Raw genomic sequence first — 25,472 nt, 5'->3', positions numbered from 1 at the left:
AATCCTTCATCATGGCGCCAGGGTTCGCAAGGAGTTGCCGGGGCGGGGCCGTGCTCAGATCAGGTCGCGCCGGCGGAACACGGTGAACGCGGCGGCCACCAGCGCGGCGGTGAGCCCGAGCAGGACCACCATGCCCGACACCCAGGTCAGCGTGTACGAGCCGTCGCAGAAGCCGGAGATCCCGGTGCTGCACGCGTTGCCGTCCCAGAACCGCACCTCGCCGTTGAGCCAGGCGGCCAGGTAGCTGGAGAGCATGAACCGGTCCGGGCGGCCGACCTCCAGGATCTGGAACACCAGCCGCGCGCCCAGTTCCCACACCACCACGTACGCGGCGACCGTGCCGAGCGCCGCCGAGGTGTGCCGGCCCAGCGTCGCGACGGCGAACCCGAGTGCCGCGGTGGCCAGCACCAGCACCAGCCCGCGCGCCCAGATCGCGCCGAGCGTCACCCAGAAGTCGCCGCCCGTCCGGCCGGTCAGCCCGGACGCCTGCCCGATCAACCAGAACGACCCCAGGTATGCCACCGACGCCAGCACCGAGAGCGCGAGCAGCCCGCCCAGCAGCGTGCCGAGCTTCGCGGCCAGCACGGTCGGCCGTCGTGGCCGCCACAGCAGCAGGTTGACCACGCCGCCCGAGTTCAGGTCCGCCCCGATGTAGGAGGCGCCGACCAGGAACCCGAACAGCGCGAGGAACGCGATCAGGAAGAACAGCAGCGGCTCGGCCTCCTTGGCGAACACGAAGACGCCGCTGAGGTAGTCGGAGGCGGTCGGCAACGTGTCGGACTGGGCCGGGTCGATCTGGGCGCAGTCGCGCGGCAGGTAGTCGTTCTCGTCGGCGGTGAGCGTGCCCGCCTTGATCCGCAGGCAGCGGTCGTGCGCCAGCTCCAGCCGCCGTACCTCCTCCGCGGCCTGCGCCTGGGCCCGGCCCAGCTCCGCCCCGGTCGGGCGGTGCGAGCCGCCCAGCGTGGTCACCACCGTCACCGCGAAGGCGGCCGCCAGCAGCACCACCATGAGTTGCACGAAGCGCCGGGCGGCGAGCCGCTCCAGCTCGGCACGGACCAGGTTCACGCGTCCACCTCCCGGCTCTCCCGGACGTCCAGGTCGATCACTCCGTCGTTCGGCGGCGCGCCGTCCACCTGCCGCGGCACCGCGACGTGCTCGTGCCCACCGGTGAGCTCCAGGAAGACGCTCTCCAGATCGGGGCGGAGTGGGATCAGCTCGCGCACCCACAGGCCCTGCTCGCCCAGCGTGCGGCTGATCACCTCGGGGTCGACCACGCCGGTCACCACGAGGTGATCCGGCCCGGCGGTGACCGTCAGCCCGGCCCGGCCCAGCAACTGCTCGGCCTGCTCCACGTCGGCCACCCGGACCTGCCACTGGTGCTGGTCGAAGCCGGCCAGCACCTCGTCCACCCGCCCGTACGCGACCCGTCGCCCCCGGCTGACGATCGTCACGTGGTCGCAGATCAGCTGGATCTCGGCCAGGATGTGGCTGGACAGCAGCACGGTCACCCCGGCCGCGGCGAGCGACCGGGTGAGATCGCGCATCTCCCGGATGCCGGCCGGGTCCAGCCCGTTCGCCGGCTCGTCCAGGATCAGCAGCTCCGGGCGCTTCAACAGGGCGGAGGCGACGGCCAGCCGCTGCTTCATGCCCAGCGAGTAGCCCTTGACCCGCTCGTCGCCCCGGTCCCGCAGGCCGACCTGCTCCAACACCTCGTCCACCCGGCTGGTGGGCACCCCACCGGCCACGGCCAGCAGCCGCAGCGTCCGGTGCGCGGTGAAGTTGCCGAAGAACTGCGGGCTCTCCACGATCGCGCCGACCCGGCCGGCCACCTCGGCGAGTCGTTCGGGGGACCGGACGCCCAGCACCTGCATCGAGCCGGAGTCTGGCCGGACCAGCCCGAGCAGCGCCCGCAACGTGGTCGTCTTCCCGGATCCGTTCGGCCCCAGGAAGCCGTGCACCTGGCCCGCCTCGACCAGCATGTCGAAGTCGTCGACGGCGACCCGCCGCCCCTGGCGCACGGTGTGGAACGTCTTGCGCAGACCGGCGATCTCGATGACCGCGCTCATCCGCGTGCCTCCCGGCAGGGGTGGGGCATGGGCCGTCCTTCCGGATGCGGTGACCAACGACACGGCGCCCCACCCTATGGCGGCGGCCCCGCCCGTGGGGGGCGCCGGGCCGGGTGCGTGATTGGATGGGGCGGTGACTGGTGACCTGATCCCCGGCGCCCCGGGCGCCCCCGCCCCCTCGACCGTGGACGCGGATCTGGTGGTCAGCCTCGACGGGGTGGGCGTGACGCGCTCCGGCACCGCGCTGGTGCACGACGTCGACTGGCGGGTCGAGCTGGACGAACGATGGGTGCTGCTCGGCCCGAACGGCGCCGGCAAGACCACCCTGCTCAACCTGGCCGCCGGCCGGCTGCACCCGAGCAGCGGCGTCGCGCACGTGCTCGGCGAGCGCATCGGCCGCACCGACGTCAACGAGCTGCGGACCCGGATCGGCCTCTCCACCGCCACCCTCGCCGAGCGGATCCCCGCCGAGGAGCGGGTCGTCGACGTGGTCGTGACCGCCGCCTGGTCGGTGGTCGGTCGCTGGCGGGAGAGCTACGACCGCACCGACGAGGCGCGCGCCGCCGCGCTGCTGAGCCAGCTCGGCGTCGGCCACCTCGCCGACCGCGCCTACGGCACGCTCTCCGAGGGCGAGCGCAAGCGCGTGCAGATCGCCCGCGCGCTGATGACCGACCCGGAGTTGCTGCTGCTGGACGAGCCCGCCGCCGGGCTCGACCTGGGCGGGCGGGAGGACCTGGTCGCCCGGCTCGCCGAGCTGGCGTACGACCCGGACGCGCCGGCCATGGTCCTGGTCACCCACCACGTCGAGGAGATCCCGCCGGGCTTCACGCACGCCTTGCTGCTGCGCGAGGGCACGGTGGTGGCGCAGGGTCTGCTCGCCGACGTGCTCACCGCCGACAACCTGTCGAAGACCTTCGGCCTGCCGCTGGTCGTCTCGCGGTCCGGCGACCGCTGGACCGCGCGCGCCGCCTGAGCGGACGGGACCCCGTCGTGCAGCAGACCCGGATCGCCGTCGTCGGCAGCGCCAACATGGACCTGGTCGGCACCGCCGCCGCGCTGCCCCGGCCGGGCGAGACCGTGCTCGGCAGCGAGTTCGTCATGCTGCCCGGCGGCAAGGGCGCAAACCAGGCGGTGGCCGCCGTGCGCGCCGGCGCGTCCTGCGTCTTCCTGGGCGCGATCGGGTCGGACGCGTTCGGGGTCACCCTTCGGGCCCGGATGACCGCGGCCGGCGTGGACACCGGTCACCTGCGGGTGATGTACGGCCCGTCCGGCGTCGCCCTGGTCATGGTCGGCGGCGCGGGGGAGAACGCCATCCTGGTCACCCCCGGCGCGAACGAGGCGTTCACCGCGCCGACCGAGGACGAGCTGACCGCCGTACGCGAGGCGGACGTGCTGGTCGCGCAGCTCGAGGTGCCGGTCGAGACGGTGACCGAGGCGGCGCTCGCGGCCCGTGCCGCCGGCACCCGGGTGGTGCTCAACGCCGCGCCGGCCCGGCCGCTGCCGGCCGACCTGCTGGCCGCGACCGACCTGCTGGTGGTCAACGAGCCCGAGGCGCAGGCGCTGACCGGTCGGGGCCGGGACGCGCCGGCCGCGCTGCTCGACCTGGTGCCCCGGGCGGTGCTCACGCTCGGCGGCGACGGCGCGTGGTACGTCGACCGGGACCGCCCGGCGGTGCACGTGCCGGCGGTGCCGGTGGAGGTGGTCGACTCCACCGCCGCCGGGGACGCGTTCACGGCCGCGCTCGCCGTCGCCTGGGGCGAGGGGCGGGACCTGGTCGAGGCCGTGCGGTGGGCGGCCGCGGCCGGGGCGGCCTGTGTCCGCAAGCTCGGCGCCTCGGTGGCGCTGCCGCACCGCGCGGAGATCGACGCGCTGTTCGCCGGGCGTTAACAAGGGCCCCTTCCACTACCGCAGGCGTTAAGAGGGGGCCCTTCCTTACGCCCCCTCGGCGCGCTCGCCGCGCCGGCGCAGCATGCCGAGCCCGGGGATGCCGGCCACCGCGAGCTTGAGGTCACGGGTGACGTCGAGCAGGTCGTGCAGGTCCGGGCCGACCCGGTCCAGCGTGGCCAGGATCGGCAGCACGTCCGAGGTGAGGTGCTCCTTGAGCTTCGGCAGCTCGTCGACCAGCCGGATCGCGGCGGTCACCTCCTCCGGGCTGAGCTGCTCCACGAAGCGGGCCGCCATCGGGGCCGCGCGGCGCAGCGTCGACTCGTACGCCGCGAGCAGCTCGGTCGCGGTGCCGGCGGCCTGCTCGGCGGTGGCCACCGTGCCGGCCGCCCGGCCCGCCACCGTGTCCGCCTCGGCCACCACGACGGCCGCCGCCCGGGCCACCCGGTCGGCCTCGCCCACCACGGTCGCTGCCGCGGCGGAGACCCGCTCGGCCTCGCCGACCACCACGGCGGCCGCGGCGGCCACCTCGGTCGCGGTGTCGATCGCCCCGGTCGCGGCGGCGCTGATGACGCCCACCTCGCGCACCGCGGCCTCGGCGTCGGTGAGCACCCGGTCGGTCCGGTCGAGCGTCCCCTCGATCCGGTCGACCACGCCGTTGATCCGGCGCACCAGCGCCTCCACCTCGTCGAGCACGGCGAAGGCACGGGCGGGTACGGCGGCGAACGCGGCGGCCGAACCGAGCGCCTGGTCGAGGGCGGAGCGGGTGAGGCCGACGACGGCGCCGGGCCGGGGAAGTGGGATCGCCATGCCGACCAGTGTGCGTCGCCCCGGCCAGTCACGCCGGGTGAGGACGGAGCGGCGCACGTCACGCCGGCCCCTCCCGGCCGGGGCCCGGGACGCGTAGGGTGCCGGCATGCCCGACCCCGGCCCGGCTCCGCGGCGTCTCCTCGCGTTCGGCGCGGTCGCGCTGCTCACCGTCGTCCTCGGCGCTCTGCTGCTGGTCCGCGCGGACGCCGGCCTGGACACCCGGCGGGCGACCGTCGCCGGGGTGCCGCTCACCGAGGTCCGGGCGGCCGGCGGGGACGACGGCCCCCGGCCCGGGGTGGTGATCGCGCACGGGTTCGCCGGCTCGGCCCGGCTGATGCGGCCGCTGGCCGACTCGGTGGCCCGGCACGGCGGGGTCGCCGTGCTGCTCGATTTCGCCGGGCACGGCGCCAACCCGTCCCGGCTGCCCGGCGCGGGCCGGGACGACCAGCGGGCGCGGGCGCTCCTGCGGCACGACCTGGACGTCGCCGTCGGGTGGCTGCGGAGCCGGCCCGGCGTGGACCCGGACCGGGTCGTCCTGGTCGGACACTCGATGGGCGCCGGCGCGGTCACCCGCTACGCGGTCGACCACCCGGAACTCGCCCGCACCGTGGCGATCTCGCTGCCCGACGCCGGGGACGTGCCGGCGGGCTGGTCGGGCAACCTGACGCTGGTGGTCGGCGGGCTGGAGTTCCCCGACTTCCGCCGCGCCGCCGACCAGACGGCACGCGGCGGCCCGCCGGGATCGCGGCAGCGGGTGGTGGCGCCCGGCACCGAACACATCTCGGTGCTCTTCGCGCCGCGCACCCACGCCGCGGTGGTGGCCGCGATCCCCGGCCGTCCGGGTGGCCCGCCACCCGCGCCGCTGACCCGTCTGGCCGGCGCCGGCCTGCTCCTGCTCGGCCTGGGGCTGGGCTTCGTGCCGCTGGCCGCGGTGCTGCTGCGCCGCCCGCCGGCCCCGGTGACCGCCGGCCCGCCCGCTCCGATCGCCCCCGGGGTCGCGCGCCCGCCCGCTCCGATCGCCCCCGGGGTCGCGCGCCCGGCCGCCCCGGTCGCGCCCGGGGCCGCGCGCCCGGGCGCCGCGTGGCCGGGCCGGTGGCTCGTCGTGGCGGTGGGGGCGGCCGGGCTCGGTGCGGTGCTCGCCGCCCCGCTGCCGACCGCCCGGCTGCCGCTCGCGGTGGGTGGGCATGTCGCCGTGTTCCTGCTGCTCACCGGCGGGCTGCTGGTGGCGGCCCAGCGCTGGTTGCGCCCGGCGACCCGGGCCGTCGGCCGGGCGGGGCGAGCCGTCGGGGTGGCCGCGGCGCTCGTCGGGTACGCGGTGCTCGCCGTCGCGCTGCCGCTGCACCTCGGGTTCACCTCGGCCACGCCGGTCGGCGCCCGCTGGTGGCTGCTGCCGGTGGTGCTGCTCTGCTGCCTGGCCTTCCTGCTCGGCGCCGAGCTGGTCGCCGACGGCCGGGGCGGCCGGTACGCGGTGGTCGGCGGGCTCGGCGTGGTGGTCCTGGCCGTGGCCGCGGTGACCGGCCTGGCCCCCGGGTTCGTGCTGCTGGTGGTGCCGCTCTTCGCGGCGCTGGTGGCCTGGCAGGCGGCCTGGGCGGGGGTGCTGCGCCGGCGGGGCGCGCCGTGGTGGCTGCCGGCGCTGGTCGGCGCGGTGCTGCTGGCCTGGCCGATCGCCACCACGCTGCCGCTGGCCTGAGCCGGGGCGGGACCGCCCGCCCCGGCCCGGTCGCTCAGCGCACGCCCTCGAAGACCACCTGCGGATCGGTTTGGGCCGGGGTGCCCCAGACCGCGTCGTCGTAGGCGGCGTCGCCGGCCAGGTGGCGCAGGAACCACTCGGTGAGCAGCCGTCGGGTCAGCTGGAGCTGGACCGTCCGGCTGATCGAGCCGCTGTCGCAGAAGAGCGAACCGCTGTCCATGAAGCCGCAGTGCGAGCCGCCCCTGACGGTCCGGAGCTGCTTGGTCGGTGGCTTGGCGGCGTAGATCGGGCGCTGGTGGTCGGCCGGTGGCGCGATGCCGTCGCGTTCGCCGGCGATCAGCTGCACCGGGACGGTGACGCCGGCCGCGGCCGACACGGCGGAGGGATTGGTCTCGGCGGCGGCCAGGTTCGCCACCGTCACGACGCGCGGGTTGCGGGCGGCGGCCAGGATGCTCGCCCCGCCGCCCATGGAGTGCCCGGACAGGCCCAGCCGGTCGACGGCGACGTGCCCGGCGAACCGGGAGCCGGCCGTGGTGTCCTGGGCCACGGTCCAGGTCAGGGCCGCGTTCAGGTCGTCGGCGAAGGCGCTGTGGCTGGGCGACAGGCTGCCCTGCGAGGTCGGGGCGACGACGATGAACCCCCAGGTCGACAGGTGGGACAGCGTCGAGGAGTACTTCGACACCGACTGGAGGAAGCCGTGGCCGAACGCGATCGCCGGGAACCGGCCGGCGGCGACCGGCTGACCCTTGCCGGCGGCGGTGGCCGGGTAGGTGATCCGGGCCGAGAAGGAGCGGCCGGACGCGCTGACGGTGGCGTCGACGTAGCCGGCCGCGTACGGGCCGGGCGCGGACGGGTCGGCCGACGCCGCGCCGGCGGCGTGGACGCCGCTCGCCGGCAGCGTCAGGCTGAGCGCCGCCGCGACCGCGACGGTGAGTCTCCGCAACATGGCACCCTCCTGCTGAGCGATGGACATGAATGTCCACTCAGGAGAGCAGGGTCGGCGGCCGGGGGTAACACCCCGGTTGGTCAATAACCGCTGTGTTATGACCGGGCGACCCGCAGCGCCCACCAGATCAGCGGCGCCTGCATCGGCACCCGGCCGTAGGCGATCGCCCGCTGCGCCGGCCGGCGTCGCCGCCAGTCCCAGGCCATCTGCGCGTTCGCCGGCAGCACCGCGGCGAACAGGGCCGCCGCGGCCAGCCCGCCGCGCCGCCGGGTGGCCGGATGCGCCACCGCCGCCGCCACGGCCAGCTCGGCCACCCCGGAGGCGTACGTCCAGAAGCGGGCCGGCCCGGGCAGGGCGCGCGGCACGATCGGGTCGTAGAAGCCGGGGCGGGCGAAGTGCGTGACGCCCGCGGCGGCGAGCAGCCCGGCGAGCGCGACGGCCTCGCCGCGACGGTGGGTCATCGTCGGTCTCCCTGCTGTTCGACGGCGCGCTGCACGGCCCGGTAGATCTGCCCGAACCGTAGCGCGTCCGGCGTACGCACCAGCATCGACTCCCGGCCGTGGTGCTGCACCCACAGTTCGTGCACCCGGTTGCCCCGCTCGTAGGAACGGTCCAGCCAGCCGAGCGGCACCTCCAGGAACGGGGTGAGCGCCAGGCCGCCGACCACGAACGCGGCCAGGATGATCAGGGCCAGCTGCCACTCGCCCCGGTCCTGCGCCGCCCATGCCAGCGAGAGCACGCAGACCAGCGCCACCAACGGGGGCAGCGAGAGCAGCAGGACCAGCACCCCGCGCCCGAGCACCCGGCCCCGGACCGCCAGCGTGGTCGCGCCGCGGGCGTGCCAGACGTACGTGACGTCGGCGAGCGCGACCACCTGTCCACCAGCGTGGATGGCCTCCGAGGTGACCTGTACCGCGTCGTCCCGGTAATAGAGGGTCATAAATCAGCGTAACCGTCCGGTCCGCACTCGTGATCGACTCGATCTCGCTGAAGTGGCGGTATCGGAGCGGGTCCGTTCACGCCACCTCGGCGAAGTGGAGTGGATCAAGAGGGATGGGGCGAGCGGGGAGGATGTCGAAGCGTTAGCGTGCCGGGCATGACGGATCGCGACGAGCGGGCGCGCAACGTCGAGGTGGTGCGGCGTTACCTGCGCACGTTCGTCACCAAGGACCTCGCCGAGTTGGCCGAGGTGGTGCACGAGGACGTGCAGATCTACGGATCGGGCACCCGCGTGCGCGGCCGGCGGTATGCCGAGGCGGCCGTCTCCTCGCCCGGCCTGACCGTGCTCGACCAGGAGATCCTGGAGATCTTCGCGGCGGAGGACCGGGTGGCGGTGTCGTTGGCGCAGACCTACCGGCGGGACGCGACCGGGGCGACCACGGTGCAGAGCGCCTGCAAGATATACCGGCTGGCCGGCGGGCGGATCGTGCAGTTCTGGGGCGAGCAGGACACCTACGGTCTGCTGCGCGGTCTCGGGCTGCTGCCGGACGAGCCGATCACGTTCTGACCGGTCGCGGTCCGGCCGGGAGCGGTCCGGCCAGGGCCGGCGGGCACGTGCTCCATGGCCCGCTGCACCGCGCGGTAGATCTGCCCGAAGCGCAGCGCGTCGCCGGTGCGCAGCAGTCGCACCGGGCGGCCGTGCCAGCGGGCCCACATCTCCAGTTGGCGGCTGCCCCGCACGTACGAGCGGTCCAGGTGCTCGAAGAGCACGTCCGCGAGCGGGCCGACGGCGAGGCCGACGAGCACCGAGGCGCCGACGATCGCGATGGTGACCACGGCGGAGCGGTGCAGCCAGACGGCCAGCCCGATGCCGAGCAGGGCGGCCACCAGCGGGCCGGCGAGCGCCGCCCCGATCGCGCCCCGCCCGGCGAGCACCCGCCACGAGCGGTCGCCGCGCCGGTGCCACACCATGGTCAGCTCGGCCAGCGGGTAGCTGCGCCCGTCCACCCGTACCGTCGTGGACGTGACCTGGACCGACCGGTCGTCGTAGTAGGTGATCATGGCCTCACTCCCGGTGGCCGGCGACCCGGAGCCGTCGACACCACACTGTCTACCCCAACGATCCGGGTCGTAAGGTTGGCACGCTACTTCGAAGCGGAAGTGAGGGCAGCGTGGGCGAGTTCGTCAGGCTGGAAGTGAAGGACGGCATCGGCACCATCCGGCTGGAGCGGCCGCCGATGAACGCGCTCAACACCCAGGTGCAGGAGGAGTTGCGCGCCGCGGCGTCGGCCGCCACCGCCGACGCCGAGGTCCGCGCCGTCATCGTGTACGGCGGAGAGAAGGTCTTCGCCGCCGGCGCGGACATCAAGGAGATGGCGGACATGTCCTACGTGGACATGGCCGAGCGGGCTGCCGACCTCTCCAGCGCGCTGGGCGCGATCGCCCGGATCCCCAAGCCGGTCGTCGCCGCGATCACCGGGTACGCGCTCGGCGGCGGCTGCGAGCTGGCGCTGGCCTGCGACTGGCGGATCGTCGCCGCCGACGCCAAGCTCGGCCAGCCGGAGATCAAGCTCGGCATCATCCCGGGTGCCGGTGGCACCCAGCGGCTGGCCCGGCTGGTCGGTCCGGCCCGCGCCAAGGATCTGATCATGACGGGGCGGATGGTCGACGCCGAGGAGGCGCTGCGCATCGGCCTGGCCGACAAGGTCGTTCCGGCCGCCGAGGTCTACGAGGCTGCCGTCGCCTACGTCAAGCCGTTCCTGACCGGTCCGGTGCAGGCGCTGCGCGCGGCGAAGGTGGCGGTCGACGGCGGTCTGGACATGGACCTCACCTCCGGCCTGGCCTGGGAGAGCCAGCTCTTCGCGGCACTGTTCGCCACCGACGACCGGCGCGAGGGCATGGCCGCGTTCGTGGAGAAGCGCAAGCCGGGCTTCACCGGCCGCTGACGCGAGAGCTGTTCACATCCACGCTACCGGCCAGTAGCGTGTGACTCCGGTCGGGCGACGAAGGGGAGTGGCATGACGGAACACCTCGAGGGGCACGGCGGCGAGCTGGCGCTCGCGGCGTTGCGCGCGCACGGCGTACGGGAGATGTTCACGCTCTCCGGCGGGCACGTCTTCCCGCTCTACGACGCCGCGCACAAGGCAAGTTTCCCCCTCTACGACGTCCGGCACGAGCAGTCCGCCGTGTTCGCCGCCGAGGCGGTGGCCAAGCTCCAGCGCCGCCCCGGCCTGGCCGTGCTCACCGCCGGCCCCGGCGTCACCAACGGCGTCTCCGGGCTGACCAGCGCGTTCTTCAACGCCTCACCGGTGCTGGTGATGGGCGGGCGGGCGCCGCAGTTCCGCTGGGGCTCCGGCAGCCTCCAGGAGATGGACCACCTGCCGCTGGTCGCCCCGGTGACCAAGCACGCCGAGACGGTGTTCAGCGCCGACGACATCCCGCGGGCCGTCTCCGCGGCGCTGACCACCGCGCTCACCCCGCACCGCGGCCCGGTCTTCCTGGACTTCCCGCTGGAGGCGGTCTTCTCGGTCGGCGACGCCGAGCTGCCGGCGGTCACCGCGCCGGCGCCGATCGAGCCCGACCCGGACGAGGTGGCCAGGGCGGCCGGCCTGATCGCCGGCGCGTCCCGGCCGGTGATCATCGCCGGCTCGGACGTGTACGCCGGGGACGCCGTCGAGGCGCTGCGCGCCGCCGCCGAATCCCTCCAGGTGCCGGTGTTCACCAACGGCATGGGTCGGGGCGCGCTGCCGCCGACGCACCCGCTCGCCTTCGCCAAGGCCCGCCGGGTCGCGCTCAAGGGCGCCGACGTGGTCGTCGTGGTCGGCACGCCGCTGGACTTCCGGCTCTCCTTCGGCGACTTCGGCGACGCCACGGTGGTGCACGTGGTGGACGCGCCCAGCCAGCGCGCCGCGCACGTGCAGCCGGCCGCCGCGCCCGCCGGTGACCTGCGGCTGATCCTCGGCGCCTTCGCCGACCACACCGGCGACCGGGCCGACCACGCCGACTGGATCGCCGAGCTGCGCACCGCCGAGGACGCGGCGAAGGCCCGCGACGGCGAGGAGATGGCCGCCGAGACCGACCCGATCCGGCCGGCCCGGATCTACGGCGAGCTGCGCAAGGTGCTCGCCCCGGACGCCATCACCATCGGCGACGGCGGCGACTTCGTCTCGTACGCGGGCAAGTACCTGGAGCCCGCCCAGCCCGGCACGTGGCTCGACCCCGGCCCGTACGGCTGCCTCGGCACCGGCATGGGCTACGCGATGGGCGCCCGGGTCAGCCACCCGGACCGGCAGATCTGCGTGCTGATGGGCGACGGCGCGGCCGGCTTCTCGCTGATGGACGTGGAGTCGCTGGCCCGGCAGCGGCTGCCGGTGGTGATCGTGGTCGGCAACAACGGCATCTGGGGCCTGGAGAAGCACCCGATGCGGGCCATGTACGGCTACGACGTCGCCGCCGACCTCCAGCCCGGCCTGCGCTACGACAAGGTGGTCGAGGCGCTGGGCGGCGCGGGCGAGACGGTGGAGAAGGCCGCCGACCTCGGGCCGGCGCTGGGCCGCGCGTTCGACGCCGGCGTGCCGTACCTGGTCAACGTGCTGACCGACCCGACGGACGCGTACCCCCGCTCGTCGAACCTGGCCTGAGCGCGACGGCCGCTCGCCGGGTGACCGGCGGGCGGCCCGGGCCGGATCAGACCTCCGGGCGGTCCCGGTCGTCCGGCCGGTCGCGCAGCTCCTGCTCGCGGCGGCGCAGGTCCTCCTCCCAGCGGCGGAGGCGTTCCTGGTCCTCGTCGCGGGAGCGCTTGTCGAGCGAGGCGAGGAAGTCGGGGTCGTCGTCCGGCGCGAGCGGGCGGCGGGCCGGGGCGGCCGGACTCCCGGCACCGAGGACGCCGGCCGACCCGGCCGGGCGCTCGCGGCCGGCGACGAACCAGGCGATCGAGCCGATCAGCGGGAAGAAGAGGATCACCAGCACCCACACCATCCGGGGCAGCGCCTTGACCTGCCCGTCCTCGGCGGAGAGGCAGCTGATCAGCGCGCAGACGGCGAGCACGATCTGGGCCAGGAAGAGCAGCACGTAGAGGCGGGCCATGCCCCATGATGGCGCACCCGGGTGGGTCAGTGCACCCCACCGAGCACGTGTGCGACGCCGAGCAGCGCCAGCCCGGCCGCGCCGAGCGCGGTCAGCGGCACCGACCAGCGGGCGAGCCGGCGCGGCCCGGCGCCGGTGGCCCGACGCCAGTCCGCCAGCAGCACGGTCAGCCAGACCACGACCGCCGCGCCGGCCAGCGCCGCGTCGACGACCCGGCCGGTGAACGCCGGCCGGAGCTGGAGCAGCAGCACGGCGGTCAGCGTGAGCAGCGTCCGCCGCCAGGCCAGCCGGGTGCGTTCCGGCTGAAGCCCGGGATCCCGGGTCACCCCGCACCCCGCAGCAGCACCGCGACCACCAGGGCCAGCGCGCCGAGCGCGACGACCAGGGCGAGCACGGCCGGGAAGCGGGAGGCCGGCAGCTCCTCGCCCAGTCGCATGGCCCGTTCGGTGCGGGCCCAGTGGTCCACCGCCCGGATCGACACGGTCGCGCCGAGCAGCAGCAACGCGACGGCGAGGATCTCCCGCAGGTGGACCAGCGGCAGCGGCGGGAGGAACTGGGCGGCGGCCAGCCCGCCGGCGACCAGCGCCAGCCCGGTCCGCAGCCAGGCCAGGAACGTCCGCTCGTTGGCCAGCGAGAAACGGTAGTCCGGCGGGCTGCCCACCGAGCGCAGCTCGCGCGGGTCGAACCAGCGCCTGATCGACTCCCACACGCCGTCGATTATCCGCTTTGCCCCACGCCTAGCCTGAGGGGATGACCGATCTTGACGCGCGCGGTCTGCGCGACGCCTACGACAGCCAGATCCGCCCGGAGCTGCCCGACCCGCTGCCCGCCGGGGTGAGCGTGGACCGGGACGGGCCGCTGTTCCGGGTCCTCGGCCTGGACCAGCGCGGCTTCATCACCTACCGGACGCTGGACGGCCTGGCCGGCGCCGAGCTGGACGCGCTGATCGCGCGCCAGGTCGAGTTCTTCCGCGCCCGGGGCGAGGCGGTCGAGTGGAAGCTCGCCGGCCACGACGAGCCGGCCGACCTCGCCGACCGGCTGCGCGCCGCCGGCTTCGTCCCGGAGGACCTGGAGACCGTCGTGGTCGGACCGGTGGCGCCGCTCGCCGCCGCCGTCCCCGTGCTCCCCGAGGGGGTACGCCTGCGCGAGGTCACCGGGCGGGCCGACCTGGAGCGGATCGCCGCCATGGAGGAGGAGGTCTGGCACGACGACCGGAGCCACCTCGTCCACGCGCTGGCCCGGGAGATCGAGGCCGACCCGCAGTCGATCACGATCGTGGTGGCCGAGGCGGGCGAGACGGTGGTGAGCGCCGGCTGGATCCGCTACCAGGCGGGCACCGGGTTCGCCAGCCTCTGGGGCGGCTCGACGTTGCCGCAGTGGCGGAGGAAGGGCATCTACCGGGCGCTCGTCGCGTACCGGGCGCGGCTGGCGCAGCAGCGCGGCAAGACGCTGGTGCAGGTGGACTGCTCGCCGGACAGCCGACCCATCCTGGAGCGGCTCGGGCTCGTTGCGGTCACCACCACCACGCCCTACGTCTACACTCCGTGATCATGGACCGGTTGACGGCGGACGAGCAGCTCACCCTGAAGACCGGCGCGTTCGGCGCCGTCTTCCTGGTCTCCAACGCCGTGCCCGGGGTGCTGGCCATGGTGCGGGAGAGCATCGCCGCCTCCGGCGCGCTGGCCGACGTCGGCGGCGTGGTCAAGGAGGCGTTGACCACCGGGCCACTGCCGCAGCTGCCCCGGGACTCCGCGTTGGAGGTCGAGTCCGTCGTGCTGCCCGCGCTGGGTCGGTCGGTGGAGATCCTGCGGGCCAAGTCGCCGGGGGACGTCGAGGCGTACCGGTCGGTGGTGCTGGCCGCGGCGGACCGGGTGGCCGAGGCGCACCGGGGGGTCGAGCCGGCCGAGGCCGCGGCCATCGACAAGATCAGGCGGGCGCTGGCCGAGCCGGTCTGAGGGGCCGGTCCGCGCGCGGTGAGCTGCGTCACTCCGGGCCCCCGGGGTGGCGATGCTACTTGCGGGTAACATTGGCCCGTGGGCAAGTGCACAGCACCCTGCGGTTGACCGACCGTTAAGTCACGCGGGAGGCTGCGCCCGTGACCGGGCGAGTGATCGCTACACCAAACAGGAGGGTCGTCGAAGCGCGATGAACATCGTCGTACTCGTCAAGCAGGTGCCCGATTCGGGCGCGGACCGCAACCTGCGTTCAGACGACAACACCGTCGACCGCGGTTCGGCGAACAACGTCATCAACGAGATGGACGAGTACGCCATCGAGGAGGCGTTGAAGATCAAGGAGGCGCACGGCGGCGAGGTCACCATCCTGACCATGGGTCCGGACCGGGCGACCGAGTCGATCCGCAAGGCGCTCTCCATGGGGCCGGACAAGGCCGTCCACGTCGTCGACGACGCGCTGCACGGCTCCTGCGCCGTGGCCACCTCGAAGGTGCTCGCGGCCGCCCTCGGGCAGCTCAACGCCGACCTGGTCATCTGCGGCGCCGAGTCCACCGACGGTCGGGTCCAGGTCATGCCGCACATGATCGCCGAGCGGCTGGGCGTCGCCGCCCTCACCGGCGCGCGCAAGCTCACCGTCGACGGCTCGACCCTGACCGCCGAGCGGCAGACCGAGGAGGGCTACGAGGTGGTCACCGCCTCGACCCCGGCCGTCGTGTCCGTCTGGGACACCATCAACGAGCCGCGCTACCCGTCCTTCAAGGGCATCATGGCCGCCAAGAAGAAGCCGGTGCAGACGCTCTCCCTGGGCGACCTGGGCGTGGCCCCGGCCGAGGTGGGCTTCGACGGCGCCACCAGCGCCGTGGTCGAGCACTCGAAGCGCCCGCCGCGCTCCGGCGGCGAGAAGATCACCGACGAGGGCGAGGGCGGCGTCAAGCTGGTCGAGTTCCTCGCCACCGAGAAGTTCGTGTGAGAGGTCTGGACATGTCTGAGGTTCTCGTCGTCGTCGAAGCCACCAAGGAATTCGGCGTCAAGAAGGTCACCCTGGAGATGCTCACCCTCGCCCGCGAGCTGGGCACGCCGAGCGCGGTCGTGCTCGGCGGCGCCGGCGCCGCCGAGGCGCTGAGCGCCAAGCTGGGCGAGTACGGCGCGGAGAAGATCTACGCCGCCGAGGGCGAGGAGATCGACGGCTTCCTGGTGGCGCCGAAGGCCACCGTGGTCGCCGAGCTGGTCAAGCGCGTGCAGCCGGCCGCCGTGCTGCTCGCCTCGTCCCAGGAGGGCAAGGAGATCGCCGCCCGCCTCGCGGTCAAGCTGGACAACGGCATCCTGACCGACGTGGTCGCCCTGGACGCCGACGGCACCGCGACCCAGGTCGCGTTCGCCGGCTCCACCATCGTCAAGTCCAAGGTCACCAAGGGCCTGCCGCTGGTCACCGTCCGGCCCAACTCGCTCAACCCGACCCCGGCCGCGGCCACCCCGGCCGTCGAGCAGCTCACCGTGTCGGTCACCGACGCGGACAAGCTGGCCAAGGTCGTCGAGCGGGTCGCCGAGCAGAAGGGCTCCCGCCCGGAGCTGACCGAGGCGTCGGTGGTCGTCTCCGGCGGTCGCGGCGTCGGCAACGCCGACAACTTCAAGCTGGTCGAGGAGCTGGCCGACCTGCTCGGCGGCGCGGTCGGCGCGTCCCGCGCGGCGGTCGACTCCGGCTTCTACCCGCACCAGTTCCAGGTCGGCCAGACCGGCAAGACCGTCTCCCCGCAGCTCTACGTCGCGCTCGGCATCTCCGGCGCGATCCAGCACCGGGCCGGCATGCAGACCTCGAAGACCATCGTCGCGGTGAACAAGGACGCCGAGGCGCCGATCTTCGAGCTGGCCGACTACGGCGTGGTCGGTGACCTGTTCAAGATCGTGCCGCAGGCCGCCGAGGAGATCCGCAAGCGTAAGTGACCGCTGGTCACGAACGAAGGCCGCCGCCCGGTGCACCGGGCGGCGGCCTTCTTCTTTCGGGAGCTGATCGGCGGGCCGGGGAGCTGAGCCGGCCCGCCGATCAGCCCGTCAGGGTGCCCCTCACCAGGCTGTCGCCGGAGTGGCGGGTGTTGTTGTCGTACTGCTCGGCGCTGATGTCGACGACCGAGTAGGTGCGCAGGTCGACGTTCGGAGGGATGGGCAGCAGCGCGTCCCCCGATCCGTTGCTCAACGTACCCACCGAGAACATCTCCATCGTCTTGGGATCGATCAGCCAGACCTCGTAGTACCCCGGAACGTTCGGGAGATTCGCCACGTGCAGGTGCAACTGGTTGTCGCCGAGCACCCGGGCGTCGCCGGAGGCGTCCTTCGGGGTCGCCCCGAACGCGGCCAGCGGCGCGCTGGCCAGCACCGTCGGCTGCGGCGCGGGTTCGTCGCCGCCGGTGCCCAGCACGGCGGCGGTCCCGACGACGCCGATCACCGCGGCGGCGGTGGCGGTGACCGCGGTGGTCGCCCAGCCCGGCCAGCGCCGCCCCCGACGCCGTGCCGTGGTGACCGGACGCTCCTGCACCGCGACCTGCTCGCCGGCGCGCGGCGGACGCCGGTCGGCCAACGTGGGCAGCTCCTCGGCGGCCCGGATCTCCGCGACGATGCCCTGCCAGACGTGCTCCGGCGGGTCGGGCAGGTCGGTCAGACCCTGGGTGCCGGCACCCAGCCCGGCGACGTGCTGGAGCGTCTCCAGCTCCCCCCGGCAGTGCCCGCAGGTGTCGAGATGGGTGGCTTCACCGTCGGCCGCCTCACTCTCACCGAGCGCCAGAAAGACCAGCCGGTCGTGGTCCAGGTGCTGCACCGTCCACCTCCCATCTGCGCTTCAGGCTCTGCATGCCGCGTCGGATATGGCTCTTCACCGTGCCGAGCGGCACTCCGGTCACGGTCGCGATCTGCTGGTGTGTCAGGTCGTCGTAGAACGCCAGCTCCAGCATCCGACGCTGCTCGTCGGGGAGCCGGGCCAGCTCGTCGGCGACCACCAGCCGGTCGACCACCGTGTCGGGGTCGGGGCCGGTGGAGACCGGCTCGGGCAGTTGCCTGACCGTCTCGACCACCCGGGTCTCCCGGGCCGAGGCCCGGATCCGGTCGATCACCTTGCGCCGCCCGATGCCGAGCAGCCAGCCGATCAGTGATCCCTTCGCCGGGTCGAACGTCTCCCGGCCGAGCCAGGCGGCCACGAAGGTCGCCTGCGTCACGTCCTCGGCGTCGCTCCGGTTGACCAGTGTCGTGGTGGCCAGGTGCAGCACCGCTCGGCCGTACCGGTCGTACGCCTCTCGCAGGGCGGCCTCGTCGCCGTCGCGGAACCGCGTCGCGAGGTCGTCCTCGCCGGGCGGTTCGGGGCCCTGCCTGGCCGCCGTCACCGGGCGGCTCGCCTTCCGTGGGGCATGCCCGACTGTAACTCCCACAGTCACCGCCCCACGCTCCCGGTCTGTCCGTCACGACGCTCGTCACCTTCTCTTCGTCGCCGAGGGGGTCGACGGATGCGTCCGGGAGGAAGAAAAGAAATCGGATCCGGGGCGCATCCGGGGGTGCGGGAGCCGGCGTAACCCGTTCTGCAAGCCAGGCCTGACGAATCAGTACCAACTACCAGGAGGCAGACAATGCAGCTCGCCATGTTCCGTCGGGTCGCCGCGGGCGGCGCGGTGGCCGCCCTCACCTTCGCCGGTGTCGGCGCCGCCACCATGAGCCCGGCCTACGCCGCCTCGTCGAAGGTCTCCGTGGTGCACGGCATCCCGGACACCCCGGTCGACGTGTACGTCAACGGCAAGAAGACGCTGGACAACTTCAAGCCCGGCGACGTGGCCGGCCCGCTGACCCTGCCCGAGGGGGAGTACGACATCGCCCTGACCAAGCCCGGTGAGGCGATCGACAAGGCGATCCTCAAGGTCGACGACGCCGAGGTGCCGGGCGGGGCGAACATCAGCCTCGCCGCCCACCTGAGCGCCGACGGCAAGCCGCAGATCACCCCGTTCGTCAACGACGTGTCCAAGGTGGGCGCCGGCAAGGCCCGGCTGATCGTCCGGCACACCGCCGCCGCGCCGGCCGTCGACGTGCGGGCCGGTGGCAAGCCGGTCTTCGAGGGCCTGACCAACCCCAAGGAGGCCAAGGCCGACGTGGCCGCCGGCTCCGTGAAGGCGGACGTGGTGCTCGCCGGCACCGACACCGTCGCCATCGGCCCGGCCGACCTGAACCTCAAGGAGGGCACCGCCACCATCGTCTACGCGATCGGCTCCGCCGACGCCAAGAACCTGGACCTGGTCGCGCAGACCATCAGCGGTCTGCACTCGGCGCCGGGCGGCGTGCCCAGCGGCACCGGCGGTCAGGCCGGCACCGGCGTGGACACCTGGTGGTACGTGCTGGCCGGCGCCGGCGTGCTGCTGCTGGTCGGCGGCGGGGCGCGGGTGGCCACCGCCCGGGCCGGTCGCCGGTGACGGTGCGCAACCGCGGGGCGCTGGCGGCGATGGCCGCCGGCGCCGCCGCGCTCTCCGTCGCGGCCCTGGTGGCCTGCGGTTCGCAACCCGCCGAGGACGTCGGGGCCGACGAGGCGGCGGCCCTGGCCACCTCCACGCCCGCCCCGTCGGCCACGCCCACGACGGCCGGGGACGCGTCGGTGCCGGTGAACGCCGGCACCCTCCCGGCGGACGGCACGACAGTGCCCCCGGTCCGGCTGAGCATCCCGCCGATCAAGGTCACCGCCACGGTGAACCCGGTCGGCATCAACGACCGCACGAACGAGTTCGAGGTGCCGCCGAGCGTGGACCAGGTCGGCTGGTACCGCTACGGCCCGGGCCTGGAGGCGGGCGCCGGTTCGGTGGTCATCGCCGGGCACGTGGACAGCGCCGAGCAGGGCAAGGGAGCGTTCTTCCGGCTGCGTGAGCTGGACCGGGGAGACACGCTCACCGCCACCGGCTCGGACGGCGAGGAGCGCCGCTACCGGGTGGTGGCCCGGGAGGAGTACACGAAGACGAAGATCCCGCTGGACCGGTACTTCGCCCGGGACGGCAGCCCGCGTCTCACGCTGATCACCTGCGGCGGTCCGTTCGACCCGAAGACCCGGCACTACCGGGACAACATCGTCGTCACCGCGGTCCCCTCATGAGGAGTCGGACCACCTGTCCCACCGCGGTGCGGGACGGGTGGTCCGGCCCCCGGTGGCGCGCCCACCGGCCGTTAGGCTGAACGGTGATGGCATACCTGGATCACGCGGCGACGACCCCGATGCTCGACGAGGCACTCGAGGCGTACGTCGCCACCGCCCGCGAGGTGGGCAACGCGTCGTCGCTGCACGCGGCGGGCCGCCGTGCCCGACGGCGGGTGGAGGAGTCCCGGGAGCGGGTGGCCGCCGCGCTCGGCGCCCGCCCCTCCGAGGTGATCTTCACCGGCGGTGGCACGGAGAGCGACAACCTCGCCGTGAAGGGCATCTTCTGGGCCCGGCGGGCCGACCGGGCCGAGCGGGTCCGGGTGGTCTCCAGCGCGGTCGAGCACCACGCCGTGCTCGACGCGGTCGACTGGCTGGTCGCGCACGAGGGCGCGCAGGTCGGCTGGCTGCCGGTGGACGCCGCCGGGCGGCTCGACCCGGAGCGGCTCGGGGCCGAGCTGGCCGAGCACGGCGACCGCGTGGCGGTGGTCACGGCGATGTGGGCGAACAACGAGGTGGGCACCGTCCAGCCGGTGGCCGAGCTGGCCGCGGTCGCCGCCGCGCGCGGGGTGCCGTTCCACACCGACGCGATCCAGGCGGTCGGGCAGGTTCCGGTCGACTTCGCCGCGAGCGGCGTGTCCGCGCTCACCGTGACCGGGCACAAGCTGGGCGGCCCGGCCGGCGTCGGCGCGCTGCTGCTGGCCCGCGACGTCGCCGCCACCCCGCTGCTGCACGGCGGCGGCCAGGAGCGCGACGTGCGCTCCGGCACCCTGGACACGGCCGGCATCGTCGCGTTCGCGGTCGCCGTCGAGGCCGCGGTCAAGAACCAGCAGGAGTACGCGGCCCGGATCGCCGCGCTCCGCGACGAGCTGGTCGAGCGGGTCCGCCGGGCGGTCCCCGAGGTGGTCTTCAACGGCGACCCGGCCGACCGGCTCCCCGGCAACGCGCACTTCTCCTTCCCCGGCTGCGAGGGCGACGCGTTGCTGCTGCTCCTCGACGCCCAGGGCATCGCCTGCTCGACCGGGTCGGCCTGCTCGGCCGGCGTGGCCCAGCCCTCGCACGTGCTGCTGGCCATGGGCGCCGACGACGACCGGGCCCGGTCCTCGCTGCGGTTCACGCTGGGGCACACCAGCACCGGCGCCGACGTGGACGCGCTGATCGCCGCGCTGCCGGCCGCCGTGGAGCGGGCCCGCCGCGCGGCCGCCCTCCGTACGCCCCGCTGACCCGGATACCCTCGGTGAGGACGAGGGGAGTGGGCCGGTGAGGGTTCTGGCGGCGATGTCGGGCGGAGTGGACTCCGCCGTGGCGGCGGCGCGGGCGGTGGAGGCCGGGCACGACGTGACCGGGGTGCACCTGGCGCTGGCCCGCAACCCGCAGACCTACCGCACCGGCGCGCGGGGGTGCTGCACGCTGGAGGACTCCCGGGACGCCCGGCGGGCCGCCGACGTGCTGGGCATCCCGTTCTACGTGTGGGACATGGCGGACCGGTTCCACGACGACGTGGTCGACGACTTCGTCGCCGAGTACGCGGCCGGCCGTACCCCGAACCCGTGCCTGCGCTGCAACGAGAAGATCAAGTTCGCCGCGGTGCTGGACCGGGCCGTGGCCCTGGGCTTCGACGCCGTGGTCACCGGCCACCACGCCCGGCTGGGCCCGGACGGACTGCTGCGGCGCAGCGTCGACGCGGCCAAGGACCAGTCGTACGTCCTCGCGGTGCTGACCCGCGCGCAGCTCGACCGGTCGGTCTTCCCGCTGGGCGACTCGACCAAGGCCGAGGTCCGCGCGGAGGCGGCCCGGCGCGGCCTCGCCGTCGCCGACAAGCCGGACTCGCACGACATCTGCTTCATCGCCGACGGCGACACCCGCGGCTTCCTGGCCGAGCGGCTGGGCGAGGCCCCCGGCCAGGTCGTGGACGCGCTCACCGGCGCGGTGGTGGGCAGCCACAGCGGCGCCTACCAGTACACCGTCGGACAGCGGCGCGGGCTGCACCTGGACCGGCCGGCGCCGGACGGCCGGCCGCGCTACGTGCTCTCCATCACCCCGACGACCAACACGGTGACCGTCGGCCCGGCCGAGGCGCTGGAGGTCTCCTCGGTGCGTGCCCTGCGGCCGGTCTGGACCGGCGGGCCGCGCCCGGACGGGCCGATCGAGTGCGAGGTGCAGTTGCGGGCGCACGGCGACGTGGTCCCGGCCGCCGTCTCGGTGGACGCCGACGGCCTGCGCGCGTCGCTGCGTCGCCCGGTCCGCGGGGTCGCCGCCGGTCAGGCCATCGTGGCCTACCGGCCGGACCCGGCCGGCGACGTGGTCCTCGGCTCCGCCACCATCACCGCCTGACCGCGGTCCCCGGGCGGCGGGTCCCCGGCGGCGGGCCCCTGGCCGCGGGTCCCTGGCCGCGGGTCCCTGGCCGCGTGGGTCCTGGCCGCCGGACCCTGGCCGCGTGGACCCGGCCGCGACGGGCCGGGCCAGCCGGGGGCGGGAGCGCGCCCCCGGAGCTGGCCGTCGAGGTTGACGCCCGCCGCCGTGCCGATCTGCTCCGCCCGGGTCGCCCGGGTCGCCCGGGTCGCCCGGGTCGCCCGGGTCGCCCGGGTCGCTCCGGCAGGCCGTCGGCGTGCCCGACGGTCGCCTTTCGAGCTGATAGCGCAGACGACTCAACCGCCGCGCGGGCCCGCTGAGTCGTTCCTGATATCAGCTCGAAAGCGTGCTCCGAGCGACCATCCGCCGCCGGTCCCGCGCGGACGGGGGCGGGCAGTGCCCGATGTGTGGGGACGGTGCGTCCACGTGCCGCGTGACCGGTGCGGGCTGCCAGATCGCGCCGTCGTGGCGGGCGAGGGGGCGTCGGCCCCGGGCCCGCGTCCCCCCGCGCCCGGCCGGAGGCAGCGGATAGGCTGCGGCGGTGACTGAGCAGGCGTGGCCCTGGCCCACCGGCGCGGCGACCGGGATCGGTTCGCTGCCCGGCACCGACATCGCCGAGGCGCAGCGGATCGTGCTCGGTGAGCTGCCGGCACTGCCGCACCTGCCGGAGCTGCCCGCCCGGGGCCCCGGCGCGGACCTGCTCGGGCGCACCGCCGGCCTGCTGGTCGAGCTTCCGGTCGAGCTCTACGCGGCCCGCTGGCGGATCGCCCCGCGCCCCGGCCGCGACCTGCGCCGGGCCCGGGACCTGATGGAACGCGACCTCGACCAGCTCGCCGAGCAGGCCGAGGAGTACGCCGGTCCGGTCAAGGTCCAGGCCGCCAGCCCGTTCACCCTGGCCGCCGCGCTGGAGCTGCCGATCGGCGGCCGGCTGCTGCGCGACCCCGGCGCGGTACGCGACCTCGCCGGCTCACTGGGCGAGGGGCTGCGGGGGCACGTCGCGGCGGTGGCCCGGCGGCTGCCCCGCGCCTCGGTGCTGCTCCAGCTCGACGAGCCGTCCCTGCCGGCGGTGCTGGCCGGCCGCGTGCCCACCGAGAGCGGGCTCGGCACCCACCGTCCGGTGGAGGGCGAGGTGGCCCGGGCGCTGCTGGGTGGCGTGATCGAGGCGGCCGGGGCGCCCACGCTGGTGCACTGCTGTGCGCCGGACGTGCCACTGGAGCTGATCCGCTCCGCCGGGGCGGTCGGCGTCGCCCTCGACCTGTCGCTGCTCACCGACCTGGACCCGCTCGGCGAGGCGATCGACGCCGGGCTCGGGTTGCTCGCCGGCGCCGCGCCGACGCTGCCGCCGGCCGGTGGGCGGGCGCCCACGTCCGCCGAGGTGGCCGCCCGGGTCCGCCGGGTCTGGGACCAGCTCGGCTTCCCCCGTCGCCGGCTCGCCGAGCAGGTGGTGGTCACCCCCGCGTGCGGCCTGCCCGGCGCGACCCCGGCGTACGCCCGCGCGGTGCTGGCCGCCTGCCGGGACGCCGGGCGGCGGCTCGCCGAGGAGTGACGTTTCCCGTCGTACCCCGGGGGCAGGATGACCGGCATGATCGGACGACTGCGTTCCACGGTGATCGACTGCCCTGACCCGCGTGCGTTGGCCGGCTTCTACGCCGAGCTGCTCGGCCTGCCGGTGATCGAGGAGAGTTCCGAGGGTGACGACTGGGTGGTGCTCGGCGGCCCGCCCGGGCACCAGCCCCGCCTCGCCTTCCAGAAGGCGCTCGACCTGCGCGCCCCGGCGTGGCCCGACCCGGAGCGTCCGCAACAGTTCCACCTGGACGTGACCGTTGACGACATCGAGGCGGCCGAGAAGGCGGCGCTGGCGCTCGGGGCGCGGCGGCTGCGCGGCGAGGGTGACGGTTGGCGGGTCTACGCCGATCCGGCCGGCCACCCGTTCTGCCTCTGCTGGGACTGACCGGCCCGGGTTTGCGCGGTCGGGGCATGATCGCCACCGTGACCGCCTCCACCCCCCGCCGCGCCGCCGGGTCGCTCTTCGGCCTGGCCTACGGCGACGCCCTGGGCAAGCCGACCGAGTTCCTCACCGTCACCGAGATCGTCCGGCGCTACGGCCCGGCCGGTCCGCGCGAGCTGGAGGGTGATCCGGCGCTGGTCACCGACGACACCCAGATGGCGCTGGCGGTCGCCTGGGCGGTGCACGACGCGCCGGCCCTCACCGCGGAGGCGGTGGAGCCGCTGCTGCGGCAGCGCTTCCTCGACTGGGCGGCCAGCCCGGAGAACAACCGCGCCCCCGGCATGACGTGCCTGCGGGCCTGCGCCGAGCTGGCCCGGGGCACCCGCTGGCAGGAGGCCACCGTGGCCGGCTCGAAGGGCTGCGGGGCGAACATGCGGGTCACCCCGCTCGGGCTGCTCGACGTCGATCTCGACACCCTCGCCGGGCTGGCGCAGCTCCAGGCCGGCCTCACCCACGGCCACCCGACCGCCCTGGCGGCCAGCGAGCTGACCGCGTACGCGGTCCGGCTGCTGCGCGACGGCGCGGCGCTGCCCGAGCTGCCCGGCCTGCTCACCGACCGGGCCCACGCGCAGCGCACGGTCTACCGGGACGACTGGCTCGGCGACCTGTGGCAGCGGCCGGGGGAGCGCAGCGCGGCCGAGTTCGCGGCCCGGGGCTGGGACGACTGCCTGCGGGTGCTCGGCCGGTTGGAGGCGGCGCTGGCCCGCCCCGACGACGGCGGCGACCCGTGCCGGCTCACCGGCGAGGGGTGGATCGCCGAGGAGGCGCTCGCCACCGCGCTGCTCTGCGCGCTGCGGCACCCCGACGACCCGGTCGGCGCGCTGGCCCGGGGCGCCACCACCGCCGGCGACTCGGACTCCATCGCCGCGCTGGCCGGCGCCTTCGTCGGGGCCGCGCACGGGATGACGGCCTGGCCGGCCGGGTGGGCCGACCGGATCGAGTACGCCGACCAGCTCGCCGCGCTCGCCGGCGCGCTCGACTGAGCGGCCGTCGTCCCCCGGCTCAGGCGGCCAGGTGGGGGAGCCGGCGGACGCCGCGCCAGAGATCGGGGTCGCAGGTGCCGGCGCGGTCGGCGAACGCGTCCAGCGGCACCGGGATCGGCTCGCTGACGTCGAGGAAGCTGTCGTGGTCCGCGCCCGGGTCCCAGCTGCGGGTCGGGATCGGCAGGTGGTCGTCCCGGTCCGACTTGTCCTGGCTGGTGATCTTCAGGACGTCGGCGTCCCGGCCGTCGACCCGCAGCACCAGGCAGGGGCGCACCTTCGAACCGGTCCCGTCCGCGTAGGGCACGTCGGCCCACCAGATCTCGCCGGGCCGGGGCCGGTCCCCGGCCGGCGCGCCGCCGTCGCGCGGCCTCGGCGGCGCGCCGGTCCGGCCGCCGCCCCGGGGACCCCGCTCGGGCCGCCCGGCGCCCGGGCGACGTCGATCGGCCGGCCGGGTACGCGGGCCGGTCCCGGTGGACCGGCGGCGCCACTCGCTCCACAGCCAGCCGGCGGCCACGCAGACCACGATCACCAGCGCCCAGATCAGCCCGTCGCGCATCCGTACCCCGCCTTCCGTCCGTTCCGGCCCAGCGCCGCCGCCGCGATCGTC

At 75.0% G+C, this 25,472-nt stretch carries 30 protein-coding genes; 17 read left to right on the top strand and 13 right to left on the bottom strand.

All coding sequences use genetic code 11. The features are described 5' to 3' along the window. Window positions 1-54: 54 nt before the first annotated feature. Together GA0070622_RS27020 and GA0070622_RS27015 are read right to left on the bottom strand one after the other, a co-directional pair. Window positions 55-1,065, bottom strand: a complete 1,011-nt coding sequence (locus GA0070622_RS27020; RefSeq protein WP_091580783.1) for an ABC transporter permease subunit — start codon at window positions 1,063-1,065, stop codon at window positions 55-57. Then, entirely contained in the window at window positions 1,062-2,066 is a 1,005-nt protein-coding gene (locus GA0070622_RS27015; protein WP_091580779.1) for an ATP-binding cassette domain-containing protein, read from the bottom strand. The genes GA0070622_RS27020 and GA0070622_RS27015 overlap by 4 nt, the downstream gene beginning before the upstream one ends. A 133-nt stretch (window positions 2,067-2,199) precedes the next feature. On the opposite strand from GA0070622_RS27015, the gene GA0070622_RS27010 reads away from it, so the two are divergent. Further along, complete coding sequence (locus GA0070622_RS27010) at window positions 2,200-3,039, top strand: ABC transporter ATP-binding protein (protein WP_091580776.1); 840 nt, start codon at window positions 2,200-2,202, stop codon at window positions 3,037-3,039. A gap of 17 nt (window positions 3,040-3,056) precedes the next feature. Beyond that, a complete protein-coding gene (locus GA0070622_RS27005; RefSeq protein WP_091580774.1) occupies window positions 3,057-3,953 on the top strand; it encodes a ribokinase in 897 nt (298 codons plus the stop codon). A 45-nt stretch (window positions 3,954-3,998) separates the two neighbouring features. Here the strand turns inward: GA0070622_RS27005 and GA0070622_RS27000 are convergent, their stop codons facing one another. Further along, window positions 3,999-4,760, bottom strand: coding sequence for a hypothetical protein (locus GA0070622_RS27000; RefSeq protein ID WP_091580770.1), 762 nt, complete (start codon window positions 4,758-4,760; stop codon window positions 3,999-4,001). A gap of 106 nt (window positions 4,761-4,866) precedes the next feature. Here GA0070622_RS27000 and GA0070622_RS26995 point away from each other — a divergent pair, with 106 nt between their 5' ends. After that, window positions 4,867-6,450 (top strand): alpha/beta fold hydrolase, encoded by a 1,584-nt coding sequence (locus GA0070622_RS26995; protein ID WP_091580767.1) that lies wholly within the window; start codon window positions 4,867-4,869, stop codon window positions 6,448-6,450. 34 nt (window positions 6,451-6,484) lie between these two features. On the opposite strand, the gene GA0070622_RS26990 is transcribed toward GA0070622_RS26995, so the two are convergent. The 3 genes from GA0070622_RS26990 to GA0070622_RS26980 all read right to left on the bottom strand — a co-directional run bounded on the left by GA0070622_RS26990 (window position 6,485) and on the right by GA0070622_RS26980 (window position 8,336). Next, window positions 6,485-7,396 (bottom strand): alpha/beta hydrolase family protein, encoded by a 912-nt coding sequence (locus GA0070622_RS26990; protein WP_091580762.1) that lies wholly within the window; start codon window positions 7,394-7,396, stop codon window positions 6,485-6,487. Between the two features lie 95 nt (window positions 7,397-7,491). After that, window positions 7,492-7,857 carry a DoxX family protein gene (locus GA0070622_RS26985; protein WP_091580757.1) on the bottom strand — a complete coding sequence of 122 codons (366 nt, stop codon included), beginning with the start codon at window positions 7,855-7,857 and terminating at the stop codon, window positions 7,492-7,494. After that, window positions 7,854-8,336 (bottom strand): DUF6232 family protein, encoded by a 483-nt coding sequence (locus GA0070622_RS26980; protein ID WP_091580754.1) that lies wholly within the window; start codon window positions 8,334-8,336, stop codon window positions 7,854-7,856. Before GA0070622_RS26980 ends, GA0070622_RS26985 begins: the two co-directional genes overlap by 4 nt. 156 nt (window positions 8,337-8,492) lie before the next feature. On the opposite strand from GA0070622_RS26980, the gene GA0070622_RS26975 reads away from it, so the two are divergent. Then, window positions 8,493-8,903, top strand: coding sequence for a nuclear transport factor 2 family protein (locus GA0070622_RS26975; RefSeq protein WP_091580750.1), 411 nt, complete (start codon window positions 8,493-8,495; stop codon window positions 8,901-8,903). Here the strand turns inward: GA0070622_RS26975 and GA0070622_RS26970 are convergent. Continuing rightward, window positions 8,849-9,397, bottom strand: a complete 549-nt coding sequence (locus GA0070622_RS26970) for a DUF6232 family protein (protein WP_091580746.1) — start codon at window positions 9,395-9,397, stop codon at window positions 8,849-8,851. The two genes, GA0070622_RS26975 and GA0070622_RS26970, sit on opposite strands and share 55 nt — an antisense overlap. 110 nt (window positions 9,398-9,507) lie before the next feature. Between GA0070622_RS26970 and GA0070622_RS26965 the strand changes: the two genes are divergently transcribed. Together GA0070622_RS26965 and GA0070622_RS26960 are read left to right on the top strand one after the other, a co-directional pair. After that, entirely contained in the window at window positions 9,508-10,281 is a 774-nt protein-coding gene (locus tag GA0070622_RS26965; RefSeq protein ID WP_091580741.1) for an enoyl-CoA hydratase/isomerase family protein, read from the top strand. A gap of 72 nt (window positions 10,282-10,353) precedes the next feature. Beyond that, window positions 10,354-11,976, top strand: a complete 1,623-nt coding sequence (locus GA0070622_RS26960) for an acetolactate synthase (RefSeq protein WP_091580736.1) — start codon at window positions 10,354-10,356, stop codon at window positions 11,974-11,976. 46 nt (window positions 11,977-12,022) lie between these two features. Here GA0070622_RS26960 and GA0070622_RS26955 read toward each other — a convergent pair whose 3' ends face one another. Genes GA0070622_RS26955 through GA0070622_RS26945 form a run of 3 tightly spaced genes read right to left on the bottom strand, consistent with a single transcriptional unit; the run spans window position 12,023 to window position 13,130 of the window. Further along, window positions 12,023-12,421 (bottom strand): PLD nuclease N-terminal domain-containing protein, encoded by a 399-nt coding sequence (locus GA0070622_RS26955; protein ID WP_091580732.1) that lies wholly within the window; start codon window positions 12,419-12,421, stop codon window positions 12,023-12,025. Window positions 12,422-12,447: 26 nt separating this feature from the next. After that, a complete protein-coding gene (locus GA0070622_RS26950) occupies window positions 12,448-12,747 on the bottom strand; it encodes a DUF202 domain-containing protein (RefSeq protein ID WP_091580729.1) in 300 nt (99 codons plus the stop codon). Next, entirely contained in the window at window positions 12,744-13,130 is a 387-nt protein-coding gene (locus GA0070622_RS26945) for a YidH family protein (protein WP_091580726.1), read from the bottom strand. Before GA0070622_RS26945 ends, GA0070622_RS26950 begins: the two co-directional genes overlap by 4 nt. Before the next feature lie 41 nt (window positions 13,131-13,171). Between GA0070622_RS26945 and GA0070622_RS26940 the strand changes: the two genes are divergently transcribed. From GA0070622_RS26940 to GA0070622_RS26925, 4 genes are all read left to right on the top strand, one after another. Further along, a complete protein-coding gene (locus GA0070622_RS26940; RefSeq protein ID WP_091580722.1) occupies window positions 13,172-13,969 on the top strand; it encodes a GNAT family N-acetyltransferase in 798 nt (265 codons plus the stop codon). Between the two features lie 2 nt (window positions 13,970-13,971). Next, window positions 13,972-14,376: a hypothetical protein gene (locus tag GA0070622_RS26935; protein ID WP_091584054.1), complete on the top strand. Its 405-nt coding sequence runs from the start codon at window positions 13,972-13,974 to the stop codon at window positions 14,374-14,376. Between the two features lie 190 nt (window positions 14,377-14,566). Further along, entirely contained in the window at window positions 14,567-15,346 is a 780-nt protein-coding gene (locus GA0070622_RS26930) for an electron transfer flavoprotein subunit beta/FixA family protein (RefSeq protein ID WP_091580717.1), read from the top strand. Window positions 15,347-15,357: 11 nt separating this feature from the next. Further along, complete coding sequence (locus GA0070622_RS26925; protein WP_091580710.1) at window positions 15,358-16,317, top strand: electron transfer flavoprotein subunit alpha/FixB family protein; 960 nt, start codon at window positions 15,358-15,360, stop codon at window positions 16,315-16,317. A 100-nt stretch (window positions 16,318-16,417) separates the two neighbouring features. On the opposite strand, the gene GA0070622_RS26920 is transcribed toward GA0070622_RS26925, so the two are convergent. Then, complete coding sequence (locus tag GA0070622_RS26920; protein WP_091580705.1) at window positions 16,418-17,185, bottom strand: anti-sigma factor; 768 nt, start codon at window positions 17,183-17,185, stop codon at window positions 16,418-16,420. After that, window positions 17,139-17,744 (bottom strand): RNA polymerase sigma factor, encoded by a 606-nt coding sequence (locus GA0070622_RS26915; protein ID WP_091580702.1) that lies wholly within the window; start codon window positions 17,742-17,744, stop codon window positions 17,139-17,141. Before GA0070622_RS26915 ends, GA0070622_RS26920 begins: the two co-directional genes overlap by 47 nt. 240 nt (window positions 17,745-17,984) lie before the next feature. On the opposite strand from GA0070622_RS26915, the gene GA0070622_RS26910 reads away from it, so the two are divergent. From GA0070622_RS26910 to GA0070622_RS26880, 7 genes are all read left to right on the top strand, one after another. Continuing rightward, the gene (locus tag GA0070622_RS26910) at window positions 17,985-18,815 is read left to right on the top strand and encodes a DUF4397 domain-containing protein (RefSeq protein ID WP_091580697.1); all 831 of its coding nucleotides are present in this window, start codon (window positions 17,985-17,987) and stop codon (window positions 18,813-18,815) included. Beyond that, window positions 18,812-19,483 carry a class F sortase gene (locus tag GA0070622_RS26905; protein ID WP_091580692.1) on the top strand — a complete coding sequence of 224 codons (672 nt, stop codon included), beginning with the start codon at window positions 18,812-18,814 and terminating at the stop codon, window positions 19,481-19,483. The genes GA0070622_RS26910 and GA0070622_RS26905 overlap by 4 nt, the downstream gene beginning before the upstream one ends. Window positions 19,484-19,569: 86 nt before the next feature. Continuing rightward, window positions 19,570-20,745, top strand: coding sequence for a cysteine desulfurase family protein (locus GA0070622_RS26900; RefSeq protein ID WP_091580688.1), 1,176 nt, complete (start codon window positions 19,570-19,572; stop codon window positions 20,743-20,745). Window positions 20,746-20,782: 37 nt separating this feature from the next. Beyond that, window positions 20,783-21,856, top strand: a complete 1,074-nt coding sequence (gene mnmA, locus GA0070622_RS26895) for a tRNA 2-thiouridine(34) synthase MnmA (RefSeq protein ID WP_218012331.1) — start codon at window positions 20,783-20,785, stop codon at window positions 21,854-21,856. A gap of 559 nt (window positions 21,857-22,415) precedes the next feature. Further along, window positions 22,416-23,420, top strand: coding sequence for a uroporphyrinogen decarboxylase/cobalamine-independent methonine synthase family protein (locus GA0070622_RS26890; protein ID WP_091580680.1), 1,005 nt, complete (start codon window positions 22,416-22,418; stop codon window positions 23,418-23,420). Window positions 23,421-23,456: 36 nt separating this feature from the next. After that, a complete protein-coding gene (locus tag GA0070622_RS26885; RefSeq protein ID WP_172967842.1) occupies window positions 23,457-23,825 on the top strand; it encodes a VOC family protein in 369 nt (122 codons plus the stop codon). A gap of 26 nt (window positions 23,826-23,851) precedes the next feature. After that, window positions 23,852-24,865 carry an ADP-ribosylglycohydrolase family protein gene (locus GA0070622_RS26880; RefSeq protein WP_091580671.1) on the top strand — a complete coding sequence of 338 codons (1,014 nt, stop codon included), beginning with the start codon at window positions 23,852-23,854 and terminating at the stop codon, window positions 24,863-24,865. A 19-nt stretch (window positions 24,866-24,884) separates the two neighbouring features. Here GA0070622_RS26880 and GA0070622_RS26875 read toward each other — a convergent pair whose 3' ends face one another. Then, a complete protein-coding gene (locus GA0070622_RS26875; protein ID WP_091584050.1) occupies window positions 24,885-25,421 on the bottom strand; it encodes a type II toxin-antitoxin system PemK/MazF family toxin in 537 nt (178 codons plus the stop codon). Window positions 25,422-25,472: the final 51 nt, after the last annotated feature.

The sequence above is a fragment of the Micromonospora sediminicola genome (assembly GCF_900089585.1).
Classification (GTDB): Bacteria; Actinomycetota; Actinomycetes; order Mycobacteriales; family Micromonosporaceae; genus Micromonospora; species Micromonospora sediminicola.
This window is presented reverse-complemented; position numbering and strand designations above follow the sequence as displayed.